Origin of the sequence: Lentzea xinjiangensis (genome assembly GCF_900110955.1) — a bacterium.
GTDB lineage: Bacteria > Actinomycetota > Actinomycetes > Mycobacteriales > Pseudonocardiaceae > Lentzea > Lentzea xinjiangensis.
Map to the genome: position 1 here is coordinate 199,588 of NZ_FOFR01000009.1, position 17,499 is coordinate 217,086.

15 protein-coding genes and 1 pseudogene are annotated in these 17,499 nt (G+C 71.7%); 5 read left to right on the forward strand and 11 right to left on the reverse strand.

What is annotated here, in order from left to right:
• Positions 1-3 precede the first annotated feature (3 nt).
• From BMW88_RS20805 to BMW88_RS20815, 3 genes are all read right to left on the reverse strand, one after another.
• Positions 4-1,917 carry an acetyl/propionyl/methylcrotonyl-CoA carboxylase subunit alpha gene (locus BMW88_RS20805; protein WP_089953234.1) on the reverse strand — a complete coding sequence of 638 codons (1,914 nt, stop codon included), beginning with the start codon at positions 1,915-1,917 and terminating at the stop codon, positions 4-6.
• Between the two features lie 2 nt (positions 1,918-1,919).
• The gene (locus BMW88_RS20810; RefSeq protein ID WP_089953036.1) at positions 1,920-3,512 is read right to left on the reverse strand and encodes a carboxyl transferase domain-containing protein; all 1,593 of its coding nucleotides are present in this window, start codon (positions 3,510-3,512) and stop codon (positions 1,920-1,922) included.
• A gap of 138 nt (positions 3,513-3,650) precedes the next feature.
• Positions 3,651-4,436, reverse strand: coding sequence for an SGNH/GDSL hydrolase family protein (locus BMW88_RS20815; protein WP_089953038.1), 786 nt, complete (start codon positions 4,434-4,436; stop codon positions 3,651-3,653).
• A 216-nt stretch (positions 4,437-4,652) separates the two neighbouring features.
• Between BMW88_RS20815 and BMW88_RS20820 the strand changes: the two genes are divergently transcribed.
• A complete protein-coding gene (locus tag BMW88_RS20820; protein WP_089953040.1) occupies positions 4,653-5,225 on the forward strand; it encodes an SACE_7040 family transcriptional regulator in 573 nt (190 codons plus the stop codon).
• Positions 5,226-5,454: 229 nt separating this feature from the next.
• Positions 5,455-5,916 (forward strand): annotated as a pseudogene (locus BMW88_RS44460) (phospholipase A2 family protein); the annotation flags it as partial.
• Between the two features lie 1,369 nt (positions 5,917-7,285).
• On the opposite strand, the gene BMW88_RS43370 reads toward BMW88_RS44460, so the two are convergent.
• From BMW88_RS43370 to BMW88_RS20845, 4 genes are all read right to left on the reverse strand, one after another.
• Positions 7,286-8,308 (reverse strand): acyltransferase family protein, encoded by a 1,023-nt coding sequence (locus BMW88_RS43370; RefSeq protein WP_425434669.1) that lies wholly within the window; start codon positions 8,306-8,308, stop codon positions 7,286-7,288.
• Entirely contained in the window at positions 8,305-9,009 is a 705-nt protein-coding gene (locus BMW88_RS20835; protein WP_089953046.1) for an alpha/beta hydrolase, read from the reverse strand. The genes BMW88_RS43370 and BMW88_RS20835 overlap by 4 nt, the downstream gene beginning before the upstream one ends.
• A 62-nt stretch (positions 9,010-9,071) precedes the next feature.
• Positions 9,072-9,734, reverse strand: a complete 663-nt coding sequence (locus BMW88_RS20840; RefSeq protein WP_089953048.1) for a response regulator — start codon at positions 9,732-9,734, stop codon at positions 9,072-9,074.
• On the reverse strand, positions 9,731-10,849 hold the full coding sequence (locus tag BMW88_RS20845; protein ID WP_089953236.1) for a sensor histidine kinase: 1,119 nt from the start codon (positions 10,847-10,849) through the stop codon (positions 9,731-9,733). The genes BMW88_RS20840 and BMW88_RS20845 overlap by 4 nt, the downstream gene beginning before the upstream one ends.
• Before the next feature lie 120 nt (positions 10,850-10,969).
• Here BMW88_RS20845 and BMW88_RS20850 point away from each other — a divergent pair, with 120 nt between their 5' ends.
• Positions 10,970-11,476, forward strand: a complete 507-nt coding sequence (locus BMW88_RS20850; RefSeq protein WP_089953050.1) for a hypothetical protein — start codon at positions 10,970-10,972, stop codon at positions 11,474-11,476.
• On the opposite strand, the gene BMW88_RS20855 is transcribed toward BMW88_RS20850, so the two are convergent.
• Entirely contained in the window at positions 11,448-12,563 is a 1,116-nt protein-coding gene (locus BMW88_RS20855; RefSeq protein WP_089953052.1) for an erythromycin esterase family protein, read from the reverse strand. The two genes, BMW88_RS20850 and BMW88_RS20855, sit on opposite strands and share 29 nt — an antisense overlap.
• 78 nt (positions 12,564-12,641) lie before the next feature.
• Between BMW88_RS20855 and BMW88_RS20860 the strand changes: the two genes are divergently transcribed.
• Positions 12,642-13,328 carry a TioE family transcriptional regulator gene (locus tag BMW88_RS20860; protein ID WP_089953054.1) on the forward strand — a complete coding sequence of 229 codons (687 nt, stop codon included), beginning with the start codon at positions 12,642-12,644 and terminating at the stop codon, positions 13,326-13,328.
• On the opposite strand, the gene metX is transcribed toward BMW88_RS20860, so the two are convergent.
• Complete coding sequence (metX, locus tag BMW88_RS20865; protein WP_089953056.1) at positions 13,291-14,304, reverse strand: homoserine O-acetyltransferase MetX; 1,014 nt, start codon at positions 14,302-14,304, stop codon at positions 13,291-13,293. The genes BMW88_RS20860 and metX overlap by 38 nt on opposite strands.
• The gene (locus BMW88_RS20870) at positions 14,304-15,590 is read right to left on the reverse strand and encodes a bifunctional o-acetylhomoserine/o-acetylserine sulfhydrylase (RefSeq protein ID WP_089953058.1); all 1,287 of its coding nucleotides are present in this window, start codon (positions 15,588-15,590) and stop codon (positions 14,304-14,306) included. Before BMW88_RS20870 ends, metX begins: the two co-directional genes overlap by 1 nt.
• Before the next feature lie 195 nt (positions 15,591-15,785).
• On the opposite strand from BMW88_RS20870, the gene BMW88_RS20875 reads away from it, so the two are divergent.
• A complete protein-coding gene (locus BMW88_RS20875) occupies positions 15,786-16,793 on the forward strand; it encodes a Gfo/Idh/MocA family protein (protein WP_089953060.1) in 1,008 nt (335 codons plus the stop codon).
• Positions 16,794-16,815: 22 nt separating this feature from the next.
• On the opposite strand, the gene BMW88_RS20880 is transcribed toward BMW88_RS20875, so the two are convergent.
• On the reverse strand, positions 16,816-17,493 hold the full coding sequence (locus BMW88_RS20880) for an NUDIX hydrolase (protein WP_218148150.1): 678 nt from the start codon (positions 17,491-17,493) through the stop codon (positions 16,816-16,818).
• Between the last annotated feature and the right edge of the window lie 6 nt (positions 17,494-17,499).

Below are 17,499 nucleotides of genomic sequence, written 5' to 3' on the forward strand. Positions count from 1 at the left end.
GTGTCACTCCTCGTGAGAGACGACGAGAGCCAGCACCTGGTCGAGTGCGACCTGCTGGCCCGCTTGCACGTTCACCTCGGCGAGCACGCCGTCGACCGGTGCGGTCACGGTGTGCTCCATCTTCATGGCCTCGACCACGAACAACGCTTGACCGGCGGTCACTTCCGCGCCCTGCTGCGCGCGCACGACCAGCACGGTGCCGGGCATCGGCGACTTGACCGGACCACCCGAGGCAGCGGCGCCGCCGGACGCCCCCACCAGGAACGCGGCCTCGGTCAACGCCCAGGACGCCCCGTCGTGGCCGAGCCACAGCACGTCGCCGTCACGGGCGATCGCGTACCGGCGCGACCCGACCAGCAGGTCACCGCCGTCTCGCCGCGCGCGTGCCTTGACCGGTTCTCCCGCGCCCACGACGACCTCGTCGCCCCGCACGCGCACGTCGACGTCGTTGATCCGCCACGTCGTCCACGCGTGCTCGCCGACGCGCCAGCCGGAGAGCTGGTCCCACGGGTCCTCGCCGCGCGGCTCCAGGGAGCGTTCCAGGCCCGCCGCCACGTAGACGTCGTCCGGGATCTCCGCCGACGTCAACGCGGCCAGCTTCCGCTCGACCAGGCCGGTGTCCAACGCGCCGGAGCGCACGTCCGGGTCGCGCAGCAACGCCCGCAGGAACGGGATGTTCGTCGTGACACCGAGCAGCACCATCTCGCCGAGCGCGTGGTCGAGGCGCCGCAGCGCCTCCTCGCGCGTGCGGCCGTGCGCGATCACCTTGGCGAGCATCGGGTCGTAGTCCGAGCCGACGACAAGTCCCTCGTACAGCCCGGAGTCGACGCGGACCGACGTGGGCTCGCGCAGCGCCAGCACCCGGCCGCCGGTCGGCAGGAAGCCGCGCGCCGGGTCCTCGGCGTAGACGCGCGCCTCGACCGCGTGGCCGTCGAGCCGCACGCCGAGGTCCAGCACCTCGCCGGCGGCGACGCGGAGCTGCCACTCGACCAGGTCGACGCCGGTGACCATCTCGGTCACCGGGTGCTCGACCTGCAGCCGGGTGTTCATCTCCATGAAGTAGTAGTCGCCGGAGGCACCGTCCACGATGAACTCGACGGTGCCCGCGCCCACGTACCCGACCGAGCGGGCCGCGTCGACGGCGGCGGAGCCCATCGCCTCGCGCACCCGCGGCGTGAGCAACGGCGACGGCGCCTCCTCGATGATCTTCTGGTGCCTGCGCTGGAGGCTGCACTCGCGCTCACCGAGGTGGACCACGTTGCCGTGCGCGTCGGCCAGCACCTGGATCTCGATGTGCCTCGGGTTCGTGACGAACCGCTCGACCAGCAGCGTGTCGTCGCCGAACGACCCGCGCGCCTCGCGCCGGGCCGACTCGATCGCCTCGCGCAGCGCGGACTCCTCGTGCACGAGCCGCATGCCCTTGCCGCCACCGCCCGCGGACGGCTTGAGCAGCACCGGGAAGCCGATCTCCAGCGCCGCGCCGACGATCTGGTCGTCGGACATGCCCTCCTCGGTGCGCCCCGGTACCACCGGCACGCCCGCCGCCGACACGGTCAGCTTCGCGCGGATCTTGTCGCCCATCGCCTCGATCGCCGACGCGGGCGGTCCGACGAACACGATGCCCGCCTCGGCGCAGGCCGCCGCGAACGCCGTGTTCTCGGCGAGGAAGCCGTAGCCGGGGTGGATCGCCTGGGCCCCGGTGGACACGGCGGCCCGCACGATCTTCTCGATCGAGAGGTAGCTCTCGCCGGCCGCCGCCGGCCCGATCCGGACGGCCTCGTCGGCCATGCGGACGTGCAACGCGTCGGCGTCCGCGTCGGAGTAGACGGCGACGGAACGGATTCCGAGCGACTTGAGGGCGCGGATCACCCTGACCGCGATCTCCCCGCGGTTCGCCACCAGCACGCTGTCGAACATGATCACATCCGGAAGACGCCGTAGGAAACATCGTCGAGGGGGGCGTTCGCCGCGCTGGACAACGCGAGCCCGAGCACCATGCGGGTGTCACGCGGGTCGATCACGCCGTCGTCCCACAGCCGCGCTGTCGAGTAGTACGGGTTGCCCTGGTCCTCGTACTGCCGGCGGATCGGCGCCTTGAACGCCTCCTCGTCCTCCGCGGACCACTCGTCGCCGAGCTGGTCGCGCCGGACCGTCGCCAGCACCGACGCCGCCTGCTCGCCGCCCATGACGGAGATGCGGGCGTTCGGCCACATCCAGAGGAACCGCGGCGAGTACGCCCGGCCGCACATCGAGTAGTTGCCGGCGCCGAACGAGCCGCCGATGATCACGGTGAACTTCGGGACGCGCGCGCACGCCACCGCCGTCACCATCTTGGCGCCGTGCTTGGCGATGCCGCCCGCCTCGTACTCGCGGCCGACCATGAAGCCGGTGATGTTCTGCAGGAAGACCAGCGGCACGGAACGCTTGTCGCACAACTGGATGAAGTGCGCGCCCTTCACGGCGGACTCGCCGAACAGGATGCCGTTGTTCGCGATGATCCCGACCGGGTGGCCGTGGATGCGCGCGAAGCCGGTGACGAGCGTCTGCCCGTACTCCTCCTTGAACTCCTGGAACTTCGAGCCGTCGACGATCCGCGCGATCACCTCGCGCACGTCGTAGGGCGTCCGGGAGTCCGTCGGCACCACGCCGTAGAGGTCGTCGGGGTTGACCACCGGGGCCTCGACCGGCGCGACGTCCCACGGCCGCGGCGCCCGCGGCCCGAGCGTGGAGATGATCGACCTGACCATCTTCAGCGCGTGCGCGTCGTTCTCCGCCAGGTGGTCGGTGACGCCGGACGTGCGCGAGTGCAGCTCGCCGCCGCCGAGGTCCTCGGCCGACACGACCTCGCCGGTCGCGGCCTTCACCAGCGGCGGGCCGCCGAGGAAGATCGTGCCCTGGTTCCGCACGATGATCGCCTCGTCGCTCATCGCCGGCACGTACGCCCCGCCCGCGGTGCACGACCCGAGCACGGCGGCCACCTGCGGGATGCCCTTCGCGGACATCGTGGCCTGGTTGTAGAAGATCCGCCCGAAGTGCTCGCGGTCGGGGAACACGTCGTCCTGCTTCGGCAGGAAGGCGCCGCCGGAGTCGACCAGGTAGATGCACGGGAGGTTGTTCTGCAGCGCGACTTCCTGCGCGCGCAGGTGCTTCTTGACCGTGATCGGGTAGTAGGTGCCGCCCTTGACCGTGGCGTCGTTCGCGACGATCACGCACTCGCGGCCGGAGACCCGCCCGACGCCGGTGATGATGCCCGCGGCCGGCGCCTCGTCGCCGTACATGCCGTTCGCGGCCAGCGGCGACAGCTCCAGGAACGGTGAACCGGGGTCGACCAGCGTGTCCACGCGTTCGCGCGGCAACAGCTTGCCGCGGTCGACGTGGCGCTGACGTGCTTTCTCGGGACCGCCGAGCGCGGCGGTGGCGAGCTTGCCGCGCAGCTCGTCGACGAGCGCGGCGTGCTCCTTGGCGTAGCGGTCCGACGGCTCGGCTGCGCTGCGCAGGACAGGTGCGTCCATGCTCCCCAGACCTCAGGTTAGCGGGCGTTAACAGCGCTATGTTAACGCCCGCTCACCTGACGGTCCACCAGTGCCGCTCAAGAGCGGACCGAACGCAGGTCACCCCCCATTTCGGGGACTCCCAAGTTCCGGAACGACTCAGCCGACGACGCTCCGCAGCGCGGGCAGGTAACCGCTCTGGTGACCGGCCCGGTTCGGGTGGTAGGACTCCTCGACCGGCCAGCTCAGGCTGTTGAGCCACCAGTCGGACGAGCAGATCTCGTGCCCGGTGAACGCCCCGCGCACGTCGACGTAGGTGAACCCGGCGGCGGCGGCCCGCGCGCTGATCGTGGCGTGCAGCGCGTCCGAACCGGAGTTGATCGCGGCCCGCTTGGTGTCGCTCAGGCCGACGTTGCAGGTGCCCGGCACCTTGTAGATGCGCGGGTAGCCGAGCACGACGACGCGCGCCGACGGGGACTTCGACCTGATCGTGCCGTAGACGTTGGTGAGCAGCCCGGGCAGCGTGTTCGCGGCGTAGGCCTTGGCCGTGTTGACCCGGTTGACGCAGTCCTGGTCGGAGCCGAAGGTGCACGTGGTGATGACGTCGGTGAAGCCCGCGTCGTTGCCGCCGACCTGCACGGTGACGAGGTTGGTCGCCGTCGTGACGGCCGCCGCCTGGTTGACGACGTCGCCGGTGCGCGCGCCGGAGCAGGCGACCGACCGGAAGCTCGCGGGCGCCGTGGCCGCCGCCCACAGGGCCGGGTAGGCGAGCGGGCCGCGCTTGCAGCTCCCGCTGGTGCCGTCGTACGAGCCGGTGCCGAGGCCGGAGGCGTACGAGTCGCCGAGCGCGACGTAGTTGACGGGTGCCGCGCTCGCGGGGTTGGCGAGCGCGATGACCGCCGCGGCGGCGGTGACCACCGAGGCGATGAAGTGACCAGGACGCATCGAAGACTCCCGGAGGGGCCGCAGGGATGATGCCTTGCACGGCAATGGTTGCTCACGCGTGAGAGCCGTGTGAAGTATTGGTCAATAGTCAACACTTGGGGCTTGTACCTGCGGAAATTCCACCCATCGGACGACCCGCGCCACACCGTGGGGGTGACCGGCGGTGCCGGAAATCCACGGGGATGGCGCCAGGTAAACGCCTGCTAACCTCCCCGTGTGGCCGAGAAACCCTCACGTCGGGACCAGATCCTCAACGCCGCGGCCGAGCTCTTCGCGCGGCACGGCTTCCACGGCGTGGGCATCGACGACATCGGCGCGGCCGTCGGCATCTCGGGTCCCGCGCTCTACCGGCACTTCCGCAGCAAGGACGCGATGCTCGGCGAGATGCTGACGTCGATCTCCGAGCGGCTGCTCGACGGCGGCCAGTCCCGCGTCGACGCGGCGACGAGCGCCGAGGAGGCGTTGCGGGAGCTCATCGGCTGGCACGTCGACTTCGCGCTGGACGACCCGGCGCTCATCACCGTGCAGATGCGCAACCTCGCCAACCTGACCGACCCGGACCGCCGGCGCGTGCGCGCGTTGCAGCGGCGGTACGTCGAGGTGTGGGTGGAGACGATCCGGCGCACGGTGCCGGACTTCGACGAGCCGACCGCGCGGGCGGCGGCGCACGCGGTGTTCGGGTTGATCAACTCGACCCCGCACAGCGCGCACCTCGACCGCGACCAGATGGCGTCCCTGTTGTCGCGCATGGCACTCGCCTCGCTCACCCCGGCCGTGGTGACGTCCTAGCGCGATCGGCAGGAGCCGAGGTCCGGTGCGGGTCCGCCTCCCACGGCCTGGGCGGGTCCGCGCGGAAGCGATCAGCAGGAGCCGGGGTCCGTCGCGAGCCGCCCTCCGGACGGGAACGGCCCGGCACCGGGTTCGCCGCGCACCCCGCGATCCACCGGGCGGCGGGCGACGCGCGACTGACCTGGTGAATTGGCGGGCAGCCGAGACCCTTCCGTAACCTTGCCGGTCAATGGGCGCGCGCAAACTCCTCCTCCGGCTTCCCGCCTGGTTCCGGTTCACGGTGATCACGCTCGCGGTGTTCGTCTGCGGGGTGATCGCCTCCCGCCCGGTCACCGGGGACAACGGGGTGCCGCCCAGCGGTGACGTCATCGCCGCGGCCAACGCCGTCGAGGCGTTCGTCTCGCCGTCCCCGACCCACGACCCGCACGTCAACCTGCCGTCGGACTTCGCGGGGCAGACGGGCCGCAACCCCGTGACGGTGAAGGCGCCGGACGGGACGTTGCGGGTGGTCGACGCCTCGGGGGGCTGCTCGGGCCCGGCCGGTGACACCGAGTGGGACTTCGGCACCGCGTGCCGCGCGCACGACCTGGGCTACGACCTGCTGCGCTACGCCGACCGCAAGGGCGACCCGCTCGGGCAGCACGCGCGCAAGGCGCTGGACGACAGGCTCGCCGAGGACCTCCACGCGCAGTGCCGGCTGAACCCGCGCGGCGCCGAGGGGAGCTGCCACGCGGTCGCCGAGGCCTACGCCCTGGGGCTGAAGTTCAACTCGTGGCGGCAGCGGTGGGGACCGCCCGGTCACGAACCCGTGGTGGCGTGGGCCTTCGGCAGTGCGGTCGTGGTCTTCCTGCTGCTGGCACGTCTGCACGGCCGGCGGCGCGACGACTCGTTCGCGGGCACCGCGAGCCCGCTGCCCGCGGCGCTGGCGCACGCCGAGCAGGACCGGTACGCGACGTTCCTGCGGCTGTTCAGCCTCGCCCTGCTCGTGCTCGGTGAGACCGTGGCGATGCTGGCGCACCTGAGGGGCTTCGGCACGCCGTGGCTGTGGGCGTTGCAGGCGGTGCCGCTGTTCTTCTTCGCGGGCGGGCACGCGAACCTGCGGAGCTGGCAGGCCCACGAGGGCGGGTTCGGCTGCTGGGTGTCCAGCCGGACGTCGTGGCTGCTGCGGCCGGTGCTCGCGTTCGTGCTGCTGTGGGTGGTGCTGTTCGCCGCGCTGAACCTGCTCGACGTCGAGGTGGACGCGTACAGCAGGCTGATCACCCACCCGCTGTGGTTCCTCGGGGTCTACCTGGTCGCGGTGGCCGCGACGCCCGCCGCCGCGTGGCTGCACGAGCACTTCCGCCGCACCACCCCGTTCGTCCTGGTGCTGGTGACGCTGTTCGTGGAGGTCGCGCGCACGTCGACGGAGTGGCGGACCGGTGGGTACGCGAACCTGATCGTCGGCGCGTTGCTGATGCAGCAGGCCGGGTTCTTCTACGCCGACGGCACGCTGACGTCGCTCTCCCGCAGGATGCTCGCCGCACTGGGCGCGATCACGTTGCCCGCCCTGGTGTTCTTCAGCGGCTACCCGCGCTCGATGATGGTGCTCGGCCTCGCGCAGGTGTGCCTGGCGCTGCTGGCGCGGGACCGGGTCACCGCGTGGCTCAAGGGCAGGTCGTGGCACGTCGTGCAGTTCGCGCGGCGGGCGCCGATGACGGTGTACCTGGCCTACCTCGCCTGCGTCGGCGCGCTGGTCGGGCTGCTGGGGCTCACGCAGGCGCCGATCTGGCTCGTGCTCCTGCTCGTGCCGCTCATCCTGCTGTTCCACCGGTTCGAGCGGCGCCTGGTCCGGTTCCCGCGCCTGTCGCACGAGTCGCACCGCACCCGGCTCGCCACCGGCACGGGCGTGGTGTTCGGGACGCTCGGCGTGCTCGGGTTCGTGGTGAGCGGGTTCCTCGGCGACGGGGTGCTGGTGCTGCTGCCGGTCGACCCGCTGCAGAACGTCATCCACCTCCTGCTCGGCTGGTACCTGGTCCACACCGCGCGCACCGGGAGCTGCGACACCCGGTTGCCGTGGCTGCTCACGGCGCTGGCGTGCGTTCCGCCGATGCTGGCGCTGGACCCGGCTCCCGCCGTGGTGGTGCTGCACGCCGGGGCGATCGGCCTCGCAGTGCTCGCAGCCATCCCCAGGTCACTGCCGCGCACACCGGCAGCCACAGCAGCCGCTGCCACACCCAGCCCGGATGCTCTGGTGGCTGCTGCAGCCCCGGCAGCGGCCCCCACGCGCTGACCGCCAGCGTCACGGTGACCAGCGCGCTCTGGTGCGCCAGGAAGATCCCGAGCGCCTGCCTGTTCAGCCACGTCACGGCGGTCAGCCCGCCGAGCCTGGTCAGCGCCGGCGCGATGGTGAGCACCAGGCCGATCTGGGCGAACGCCAGCGCGAGCGTCGCGTGGTTCGGCGGGTTCAGGTTGGACACCGCCGCGCCGGGGATGCCCACGGCCGACACCGGGTAGCCGCCGAACGACGTCAGCAGCGCGTACCCGACCACGCCGGCCACGAGCAGTGGCGGACCGGGGATCCTCCTGCGGGCCAGGGCGTGCCCGAGCTGCCAGGCGGCCCACCAGACCGCGTACGGCACGATGAACACCAGCACGACCGGCACGAGCACACCCCACGAGTGCTCGTCCAACTTGCGCACCACCGGTCTCATGGCCAGCAGGACCAGGTAGACCCCGAAGAACCACAGGGGTGTCGTGACCAGGAAACCGATGTTGTAGACGGTCCCCTGGTCGACGCCGCGCACCGACAGTCCGAACAGGACAGCCGCCCACGCGCCGAGCACCAGCAGCGTCGGCACGGCGAGCTGCCTCAGCCGGACGAGGAACGGGGTCCGCGAGTGCGCGGCCGCGTAGCCGCCCACGAAGAAGAACAGGCCGAGCGTCTGCAACACCCAGGAAACGGGCGTGAGCTCGGCCAAGTGCCTGAGCGGGCTGTCGATGTACATACCGGTCGGCGTGTCGACCAGCGCGGTGACGAGCCAATGGCCGAGCACGACGGTGACGACGGCAATGGCCCGAACGGCGTCTATGAACGGATTCCTCACAGTTTCTCCCCCGATGCGATCCGCACTAGCGCGCTCAACGTCTCGCTGCCCGGCTCGTAGTAGGTGTCGTGCTTGCCGCCCTCGAACCGCAGCACGGTCGCGCCGAAGCCCTCCGACGCCGGATCGGTGCCGTGCCCGAGGTCGCCCAGCCGGACGTTGGGCACGAACCGCATCCAGTCACCGCCGGCGCGGATCGCCCACACCCGCGCGCTCGTCCCCAGCTCGGACACCGAGCGCACCCGCACGCCGGGGCTGCCGGTGAACACGATGTCGTCCACGTCCAGCTCGGGTGCCGCCAAGGCGACGACGACCGAGCCGTAGCTGTGCCCGAAGACGTGGATGCGCGCGTTGGTGTGCAGTGCCCGCACGAACTCCACGAGCGCGACCGCACCCTGACGGGCGAGCGACCCGGTCGTGGCGTCCACCCCGAGCCCCTGCGGCGTGCGGTAGCCGAGCCACGCGATCACCACGAGGTCGTCGCGGCGTGCCTGCTCGTGCAGGTTCGTCGCCATCTTCCCGATGGTGCGGTCGAACCGGTCGACGTCCACGTCGGACCCCGGCACGACGATGACGACGTCGCGGGCGGTCGCGAGGTCGCCGACGACCGCCACCCTGCGGGCGACGTCGGACCTCCACTCGGCGACCGGCGGCACGACCGCGGGGACGGCGATCAGCAAGAGGAACAGCACGGCTCGGCGCATGCACCGAAGCTAGGAGGACCACGCCGTCGAGATCGTCCCGCTGGCGTGCCGTTCCGCCGCTGCTACCCCGGTACCACGAGCCCGCTCTCGTACGCCGCGATCACGGCCTGGGCGCGGTCGCGGAGACCGAGCTTGGTGAGCACCCGGCTCACGTGCGTCTTGACCGTCTGCTCGGCGAGCACGAGGTGCGCGGCGATCTCCGCGTTCGACATGCCCTGCGCGACCAGCACGAGGATCTCGGTCTCGCGTTCGGTGAGGACGGTGAGCCGCGCGGGCCGCACGCGTTCGGTGCGGCGGGACCGCACGAAGTCCTCGATCAGGCGCTTGGTGATCGAGGGCGCCAGCAGCGCCTCCCCGGCGGCCACCACGCGCACGGCGTTGAGCAGCTCGCGCGCCGGGGCGTGCTTGAGCAGGAACCCGCTCGCGCCGGCCTGCAACGCCTCGTAGACGTAGTCGTCGAGGTCGAACGTGGTCAGCACGAGGACCTTGACGTCGTCCGCGTCGTCCGCGCCGCCCAGCAGCAACCTCGTGGCGGTGAGGCCGTCCATCTCGGGCATGCGGATGTCCATCAGCACGACGTCCGGTCTGACCGTACGTGCCAAGGCCACGCCCTGCACGCCGTTGCCCGCCGCGCCCACCACCTCGATGTCGTCCTGCGCGTCGAGCAGCGCGGAGAAACCCTCGCGCACCATCTCCTGGTCGTCCACCACGACCACCCTGATCACTTGTCCCCCAACGGAATCCTCGCGCGCACCAGGAAGCCGCCGTCCTCGGTCGACTTCACGGTGAGCGTGCCGCCGTGCACCGCCACGCGTTCCCGCATGCCTATCAGGCCCTGCCCGCTGCCACCGCCCCTGGACGGCCCTCCGGCGGTGTTGGTCACCACCACGTCGAGCTGCCCACCGCTCTTGTGCACGCGGACCGACGCCCTGGAGCCGGGCGCGTGCCTGGTGGCGTTCGTGAGCGCCTCCTGGACCACCCGGTACGCGGTGAGGCCGACCGCCTCCGGCACGTCGTCCACGTCGACCTCGGCCTCGTCGCCGGGCCGCGCCAGCTCCGGGATGCGGCTGATGCCGGGCTGCGGCTCGCGCTGCGGCGCCTCGCCGTTCGTCCTGAGCACGCCGAGCAGGCGCTGCATGTCGGTGATGGCCTCCCGCGCCGCGTCCCCGACCTCGGCGAACTCCCTCTCCGCCTCCTCGTTGAGCCCCTTGATGCGGTAGGGCGCGGTCTCGCACCTCACGACCACCATCGACATGTGGTGCGCCACCACGTCGTGCATCTCGCGCGCGATGCGGGCCCGTTCCTCCAGCGCGGCCTTGGCGTCGCGCTCTTCCTCCAGCTCGCGCTCCGCTCTGCCGCGCGCGCCGAGGAGGTAGACCACCGCGGCGATGATGGGCACGAAGAACGCCATGTCCGCGGCCTGCGGCTCGGAGAGCGCGATCAGCGCGGTGCTGAGCACCGTGGCCGCGATGACGATCCCCCGCGAGTAGAACGCCGCGACCGCGACGAACAGCGGCGGCGCGGTCCAGTACTGGGAGGCGGCGGCGCCCTCGCCGTCCATCAGGACGCTGACGAGGTAGAACCCGGGCACCGCCAGCCGCCAGGCGAGCAGCGGGGAGCGGATCAGCAGCGCGTACGGTCCGAGCGTGGCGAGGAAGATGGCGACCCACCAGCCGTCCGAGTCGCTCTGGCGCACGTACGCGACGCTCGTGACGACCGCCCAGACGAACGCATAGATGATCAAGGCGGCGAAGGCCGGCAGCCGCCACCGGCCGAGCGCTCTGGGGAGAACCCGCGTGTGGTCGGGGGCGAGGACCGTCCGGTACAACGTGCGGAACACCACCCGATGCTAGGTGGGTTCCCCGATTCCCACATTGACCTGCGGAGTGACGTACCCCGGTAGCGGTCTGATCAAGATGGGGCATTGCGAATGCGTGACACCGCGCGGTAGGCAGTACCAGTGAGACCACCACAGGACCCAGATCGCTGGTCACGGCTGACGGCCGTGGCCGGTGAGGCCCTGGCCGCGGCCAGGGCCGGTGAGGACGCTGTGGCGGTGGACCTCGTGACCGGTTACCTCAGCGGGTCCCCCGAGGGCAACGAGGAGATCCGCGAGCTGGTGCTGCTGCTCTTCGCCGAGTCCAGCAGCATGGTCGGCGCGCTCGGGTCCGGCGGCGCCACGCCGGTGAAGATGCAGGTCTTCGACGAGGACGGCAACGAGGTCCAGATCGACGACGCGGACCCGCCCGTGCGCACCGCGATCCGCGCGCTGCTGGCCGAGGTGCACGGCGACCAGGAGGCAGCCGCGGAGCAGATCGAGATCGCCCTGGCCAACGGGGCACCGCAGGAGCTCGCGACGGTCGTGCTGCAAGCCCTGCGGTGGACCCTCAAGCTGGCGGTCGAGTGCGAGACGCGCGACCTGCCCGTCGCGCCGTGGATCACCGCGTCACTGGACGACCAACCCTGACGTGCAACAGCGCGTCCACCCCGGTCATGAGGTGCTGGTCGAGCGGGAAGTAGCCCATCTCCGGCGTCGTGTCGGTGCGGGTCTCGCCCGCCGGCATGTCCGCGGTCAGGCCCCAGGTGGTGAACCGGCTCTGGAGCTGCCCCTCCAGGGTGCCGCTGTCCGGTTCACCGAGCCCGAAGGTGTCGTTGCGGCCGAGCGTTCCGCCGATGACCGTGTACTGGTCGCCGAGGATCGGCGCCACGAGCGCGCCGGCGGAGAACCACTCGATCCGCTCGCCGGCCATCTCCATGGAACTGCTCGTGCGCTGCAGGTGGGCGTTGTGCGCGAAGACGAACGTCGGCCCGCGCGACGCCTCCGCGCGCCGGATCTCCAGCAGGTTGCGGGCCATCACGCCGTCCCTCATCTGGCAGAGGCGGTTGAGGCGCACGCCCAGCGGGTTCGGCTCGGCGCACTCCCGGTGGTACTGGAGCAGGCTGAGCCCTGCCGTCAGGTGCGTCTCCGCGCGGTACCAGGCGTCGTCGACGGTCCTGCGCTCGTGCAGCCGCCTGAGCATCCCCGTGCCGATCTCGCGCAGCCTGATCGCTTCCTCCGACCGTCCCGGCGACTTCGTGAGGTCCATGACGGCCTCGTCGCGACTCCACTTCTCGTCGTCGGTCGTCAGGTCGACGTCCTCGCCGAGGTAGTCGCGGGCGTGTTCGAGGTAGGGCCGCGGGCTGGGCGCGCTGGTCGTCTCGGTCTGGAAGTCGAAGCCGTGGAACGCGAGGCGCTCGTGCTCTGGCCGGTCGGCGTTGTAGTCGCGCATCCACGCGACCAGCTCGCGGTTGGCCGGCCAGTTCTCGCCGAAGGTGTGGGAGAAGCCCTCCTTCATCACCTCGTCGAGGTCACCGGGCCCGCCCCGGACGTAGTCGTTGACGAGCAGACCGCGCACGCGGCAGGTCTCCAGGGCGATCGAGCGGAAGCCGGCGGCGGTGAGCTGCTCGAACAGCTCGTTGCGGACCCAGGTGTGGGCGTGCTCGCGGTGCGTCGGCTCGCCGAAGCCCAGGAGCTCGGTGAAGGGACTGATGAACTCGTGAATGTCCTGGCTCATGTGGTTCAACCGTAACATTGAAAGCTCTGTTGAGACTTTTACGCCGAATACCTGCTTTATGCGGATAAAGTCTCAACGGTGCGTCCAGCCGACCTAGCGCGTGAGCACGGCATCTCGACCCAGGCCGTGCGCAACTACGAGCAGTCTGGGTTCATCCCGCCCGCGGCGCGCACCGAGTCCGGGTACCGCGTCTACACCGAGGTGCACGCGGCCGCGTTGCGGGCGTTCATCGCGTTGATCCCCGCCTTCGGGCACGCCCGCGCCGGCCAGATCATGAACTCGGTCCACTCCGGCCGGCTCGACGACGTGCTGGTGGCCGTCGACCGCGGCCACGAGCAGCTCCTGCGCGACCGCGAGACCCTCGACTCGGTCAGCGGGGCCGTGCGGGACCTGGCCGGCTTCGCACCGGTCCTCGAGCCGCGCACGATCGGCGAGCTCGCGCGTCGTCTCGGCGTCACGCCGGCGACGCTGCGCGCGTGGGAGGAGGCGGGCGTCCTCACCCCCTCCCGCGACGCCGCCGGCCACCGCACGTTCCGCGCGGAGGACGTGCGGGACGCCGAACTCGCGCACCTCCTGCGGCGCGGCGGTTATCCGTTGGCGCGCATCGCGTTGGTGGTGCGGCAGATCCGCACCGCGGGCGGCACCGACTCGCTGGGCGCCGCCCTCGCCGAGTGGCGGCGGCGCCTCACCGCGCGGGGCCTCGCGATGCTCGCCGCCGCCGGGCGGCTCAACGAGTACCTGACCGCACGCGAACCAGTTCCGTGACGAGCGCGCCGACCTGCTCGCTCTCGATCAGGAACGCGTCGTGCCCGTGCGGCGAGGTGATCACCCGCAGGTCGTCGGCCCCCGGGATGCCCGCCGCCAGTTCGCGTTGCTGCACCAGCGGGTACAACCGGTCGGAGTCGACGCCGGCCACGATCGTGCGCGCCTCGACCCTCCGCAGGGCCGCCGCGACGCCGCCGCGTCCGCGCCCGACGTCGTGCGAGTTCATCGCCTCGGTCAGCGCCACGTAGCTGGCCGCGTCGAACCGCCGCGCGAGCTTCTCCGCGTGGTGGTCCAGGTAGGACTCGACCTCGAAGCGCCCGTCCTCCTGCCTGCGCCGGCCGAACCGCGCCTGCAGCTCCCGCTCGCTGCGGTAGCTGATGTGCGCGATCCGGCGGGCGATGCCCAGTCCCCGCACCGGATCGGCGTTGATGGCGTGCACCTGGGCGGACGCGAGCCCGATCTGCTCGGCCGACGCCGCGGCCGCGGTCGCGAGCAGCAGCAGCGACTCGACCCGGTCCGGCTGACCGACCGCCCACTCCACCGCCCGCATCCCGCCCATCGACCCGCCGAGCACGGCGGCCCACCGGCCGACGCCCAGGTGGTCGGCGAGCAGGACCTCGGCCGCGACCTGGTCCCGGATGGTGAGGGCGGGGAACTCCGGGTACTGCCAGGGCCCGGTGCTGCCCTGGCAGCCGCCCAGCACGTTCGGCGCCACCACGAAGAACCCGTCGAGCGGACGGCCGGCCCCGATCAGCGCCTCCCACCAGCCCGGCGTCGGGTGACCCGGCTCCACACCCCCGGCGACGTGGCTGTCACCGGTGAGGGCGTGGAGCACGAGCACCGCGTTGGAGGCCTCGGCGTTCAAGGTCCCCCACGTCTCGTACGCGAGCTGGAAACCAGGCAGTCCCGCGAACGGCGCGGCGTGGGTGAACCACTTCCGCCGGCCGTCCGGATCACCGAACCGCCAGCCGCCCACTACAACTCCGACTTCGCCGCGCGGAAGCCCGCCTCCAGGTCCTCCTTGAGGTCCTCCAGCCCTTCCAGGCCGACCGACAACCGCACCAGACCGGGCGCGACACCCGCGACGAGCTGTTCCTCCGGCGTGAGCTGGCTGTGCGTCGTCGACGCCGGGTGCACGATCAGCGACCGCACGTCCCCGATGTTCACGAGCTGGCTGAACAGGGTCGTGCCGTCGACGAACGCCCGTCCCGCCTCGACCCCGCCCCGCAGCTCGAAGCTCACGACCGCGCCGGTGCCCCTGGGCAGGTACTTCCGCGCGTTCGCGTGGAAGGGCGACGACGCGAGGCCCGCGTAGTGGACCTTCTCGACCTCGTCGCGCGCCTCCAGCCACTCGGCGAGCGCCTGGGCGTTCTGCACGTGCCGCTCGACGCGCAGCGACAACGTCTCGATGCCCTGGATGACCAGGAAGCTGGTCAACGGCGCGATGGCCGCTCCGGTGTCCCGCAGCCCCTGCACCCGCAGCTTCGCCGCGAACGCCCCGTGCCCGAGCACCGGCCAGTACCGCAGCCCGTTGTAGCTGGGGTCGGGCTCGTGGAAGTCGGGGAACTTCTCCGCCGGGTACTCGAACTTGCCGCCGTCCACGACCACGCCGGCGATGGCCGTGCCGTGCCCGCCGAGGTACTTCGTGGCGGAGTGGATGACGATGTCCGCGCCGTGCTCCAGCGGCTTGAGCAGGTACGGCGTGGGCACCGTGTTGTCGACGACCAGGGGCACCTGGTTCTCGTGCGCCACCCGCGCCACGCCCTCGATGTCGAGCACGTGGCTGCGCGGGTTGGCGAGCGACTCGCCGAAGAACAGCTTGGTGTTGGGCCGGACCGCCGCCTGCCACGCCGCCAGGTCGTCCGGATCGTCCACGAAGGACACTTCGATGCCGAGCTTGGGCAGCGTGTAGTGGAACAGGTTGTAGGTGCCGCCGTACAGCGACGCGCTGGACACGAGGTGGTCGCCCGCCCGCGCCAGGTTCAGGATCGCGGCCGTCTCCGCGGCCTGCCCCGAGGCGAACGCGACGGCGGCCACGCCGCCTTCGAGCGCGGCGACCCGCTGCTCGAGCACGTCCTGCGTGGGGTTGTTGATGCGGGTGTAGATGTTGCCGGGCTCGGCGAGGGCGAAGAGGTCCGCCCCGTGCTGCGTGTCCCGGAAGACGTAGGAGGTGGTCTGGTAGATCGGCGTGGCGCGAGCACCGGTGGCCGGGTCGGGCGCGGCGCCCGCGTGGATCTGAGTCGTTTCGAAGGACCAGGACATGGCTGTGCTCCAGTTCCGTGCGCTGACTGAGTGGGCTCTGGATCAACGGAGGCGACGACAGGCCATGCTCGTGACGCGGACGTAGTCCACGTGGCGCCGGCGGACGAGCAACGTGCTCATGGTCACCGACCGTAGGGGTCCGGATGGCCCCGCCGACAGTCCGTCCACCAGGTGAGAACGCTTAGGCTGATCTCCATGCGCACAGCTCTCGTCGGCTACGGACTAGGTGGGGCCGCCTTCCACGCACCGTTCATCGCGGCGACCGAGGGCCTGGAGCTCTCGGCGGTGGTCACGGCGAACCCGCGGCGCCGAGCCGAGGTGGCGCAGCGCTACCCGTCCGCCCGCCTGCTGTCCTCTCTGGACGAGGTGTGGACCGGCGGCTTCGACCTCGTGGTGATCACCACCCCGAACCGCTTCCACGCGACCCACGCCCGCCAGGTCCTCGAACACGGGCTCAACGTGGTGGTCGACAAGCCCTTCGCGGCTTCGGCCGCGCAGGCCAGGGCGCTGGCCTCGCTCGCGTCGGCACGGGGCCTGCTGCTCGTCCCGTTCCACAACCGCCGCTGGGACGGCGACTTCCTGACCGTCCGGAAGCTGCTCGCCACCGGCGCCCTGGGCGCGGTCCACCGCTTCGAGTCCCGCTTCGAGCGCTACCGGCCCGAGGTCAAGTCGTCGTGGAAGGAGTCCGGCGAGCCGGAGGACCTGGGCAGCATCCTCTTCGACCTCGGCACCCACCTGGTGGACCAGTCGGTGGCGCTGTTCGGCCGCCCCCGCTCGGTCCACGCCGAGATCGCCACCGTCCGCCCCGGCGCCAAGGCCGACGACGACGTCTTCCTCTCCCTGACCCACGACAACGGCGTCCGCTCCCACCTGTGGATGAGCGCACTGGCCGCCGACCTGGGCCCGCGCTTCCGCGTGCTCGGCCACGACGCCGCCTACGTGAAGCACGGCATGGACCCCCAGGAGGAGCGGCTCAGGGCCGGCGAGGTTCCGGCGGGTCCCGGCTGGGGCGAGGAACCGGAGTCGGCCTGGGGCAGGCTGGGCGGCCGTCCCCACCGCACCGAGCCGGGCGCCTACCAGGACTTCTACGCCGCGGTGGCGGCCGGAACGGCGCCCGTGTCCCCCCAGGACGCGGTGACGGGCCTCGAGGTGCTCGAGGCGGCCGAGCAGTCCGCGGCGACGGGCGAGAGCGTCCGCCTCTGAGCGCGCCGCCGGGGGACGGGCCTCAGCCCCGCACCAACGGCGGGTGCAGCACCGCCGCGTCCCCCCGCCGGTACAGCGCGGCCGGCCGTCCCCCGTCCCGGGCGGTCGTCTGCCCGGTGGCGGTCAGGAAGCCCTCCGCCCCGGTCACCTTGCGGTGGAAGTTCCGCGGGTCCAGCGAGACGCCCCAGACGATCTCGTAGACCCGCCGCAGCTCCGCCACCGTGAACTCCCGGCCGCAGAACGCGGTTCCCAGCGGCGTGTACTCGAGCTTGGCCCTGGCCCTCTCCACGCCGTCGCCCAGGATCACCGAGTGGTCGAACGCGAGCGACGACACCTCCGAGACCGGCACCCAGGACGCGGCCGCGGCGTCGGTCCCCGCCACCGGCACCGGCAGGTCGGGCGCGAGCGCCAGGTAGGCGACGGACACCACCCTCATCCGCGGGTCGCGGCGCGGTTCCCCGTAGGTCCCCAGCTGCTCGAGGTGCAGCCCGGACACCCCGGTCTCCTCGGCGAGCTCCCTGGCGGCGGCGTCGTCCACGGACTCGGCGATCCGGACGAACCCGCCCGGCAACGCCCACCGCCCCCGGAACGGCGCCTCTCCCCTGCGGACCAGCAGCGCGCACAGCGCATCGGAGCGCACGGTCAGCACCACGAGGTCGACCGTGACCGCGAAGGGAGGGAAATCACCTGGCGAGTACACGCCGGC

Bases quoted from the DNA above. Each gene is read 5' to 3' on its own strand.
- BMW88_RS20805 (WP_089953234.1), bottom strand. From the start codon at position 1,917: ATGTTCGACAGCGTGCTGGTGGCGAACCGCGGGGAGATCGCGGTCAGG.
- BMW88_RS20810 (WP_089953036.1), bottom strand. From the start codon at position 3,512: ATGGACGCACCTGTCCTGCGCAGCGCAGCCGAGCCGTCGGACCGCTAC.
- BMW88_RS20815 (WP_089953038.1), bottom strand. From the start codon at position 4,436: ATGCGTCCTGGTCACTTCATCGCCTCGGTGGTCACCGCCGCCGCGGCG.
- BMW88_RS20835 (WP_089953046.1), bottom strand. From the start codon at position 9,009: ATGCGCCGAGCCGTGCTGTTCCTCTTGCTGATCGCCGTCCCCGCGGTC.
- BMW88_RS20855 (WP_089953052.1), bottom strand. From the start codon at position 12,563: ATGAGCCAGGACATTCACGAGTTCATCAGTCCCTTCACCGAGCTCCTG.
- BMW88_RS20870 (WP_089953058.1), bottom strand. From the start codon at position 15,590: ATGTCCTGGTCCTTCGAAACGACTCAGATCCACGCGGGCGCCGCGCCC.
- BMW88_RS20875 (WP_089953060.1), top strand. From the start codon at position 15,786: ATGCGCACAGCTCTCGTCGGCTACGGACTAGGTGGGGCCGCCTTCCAC.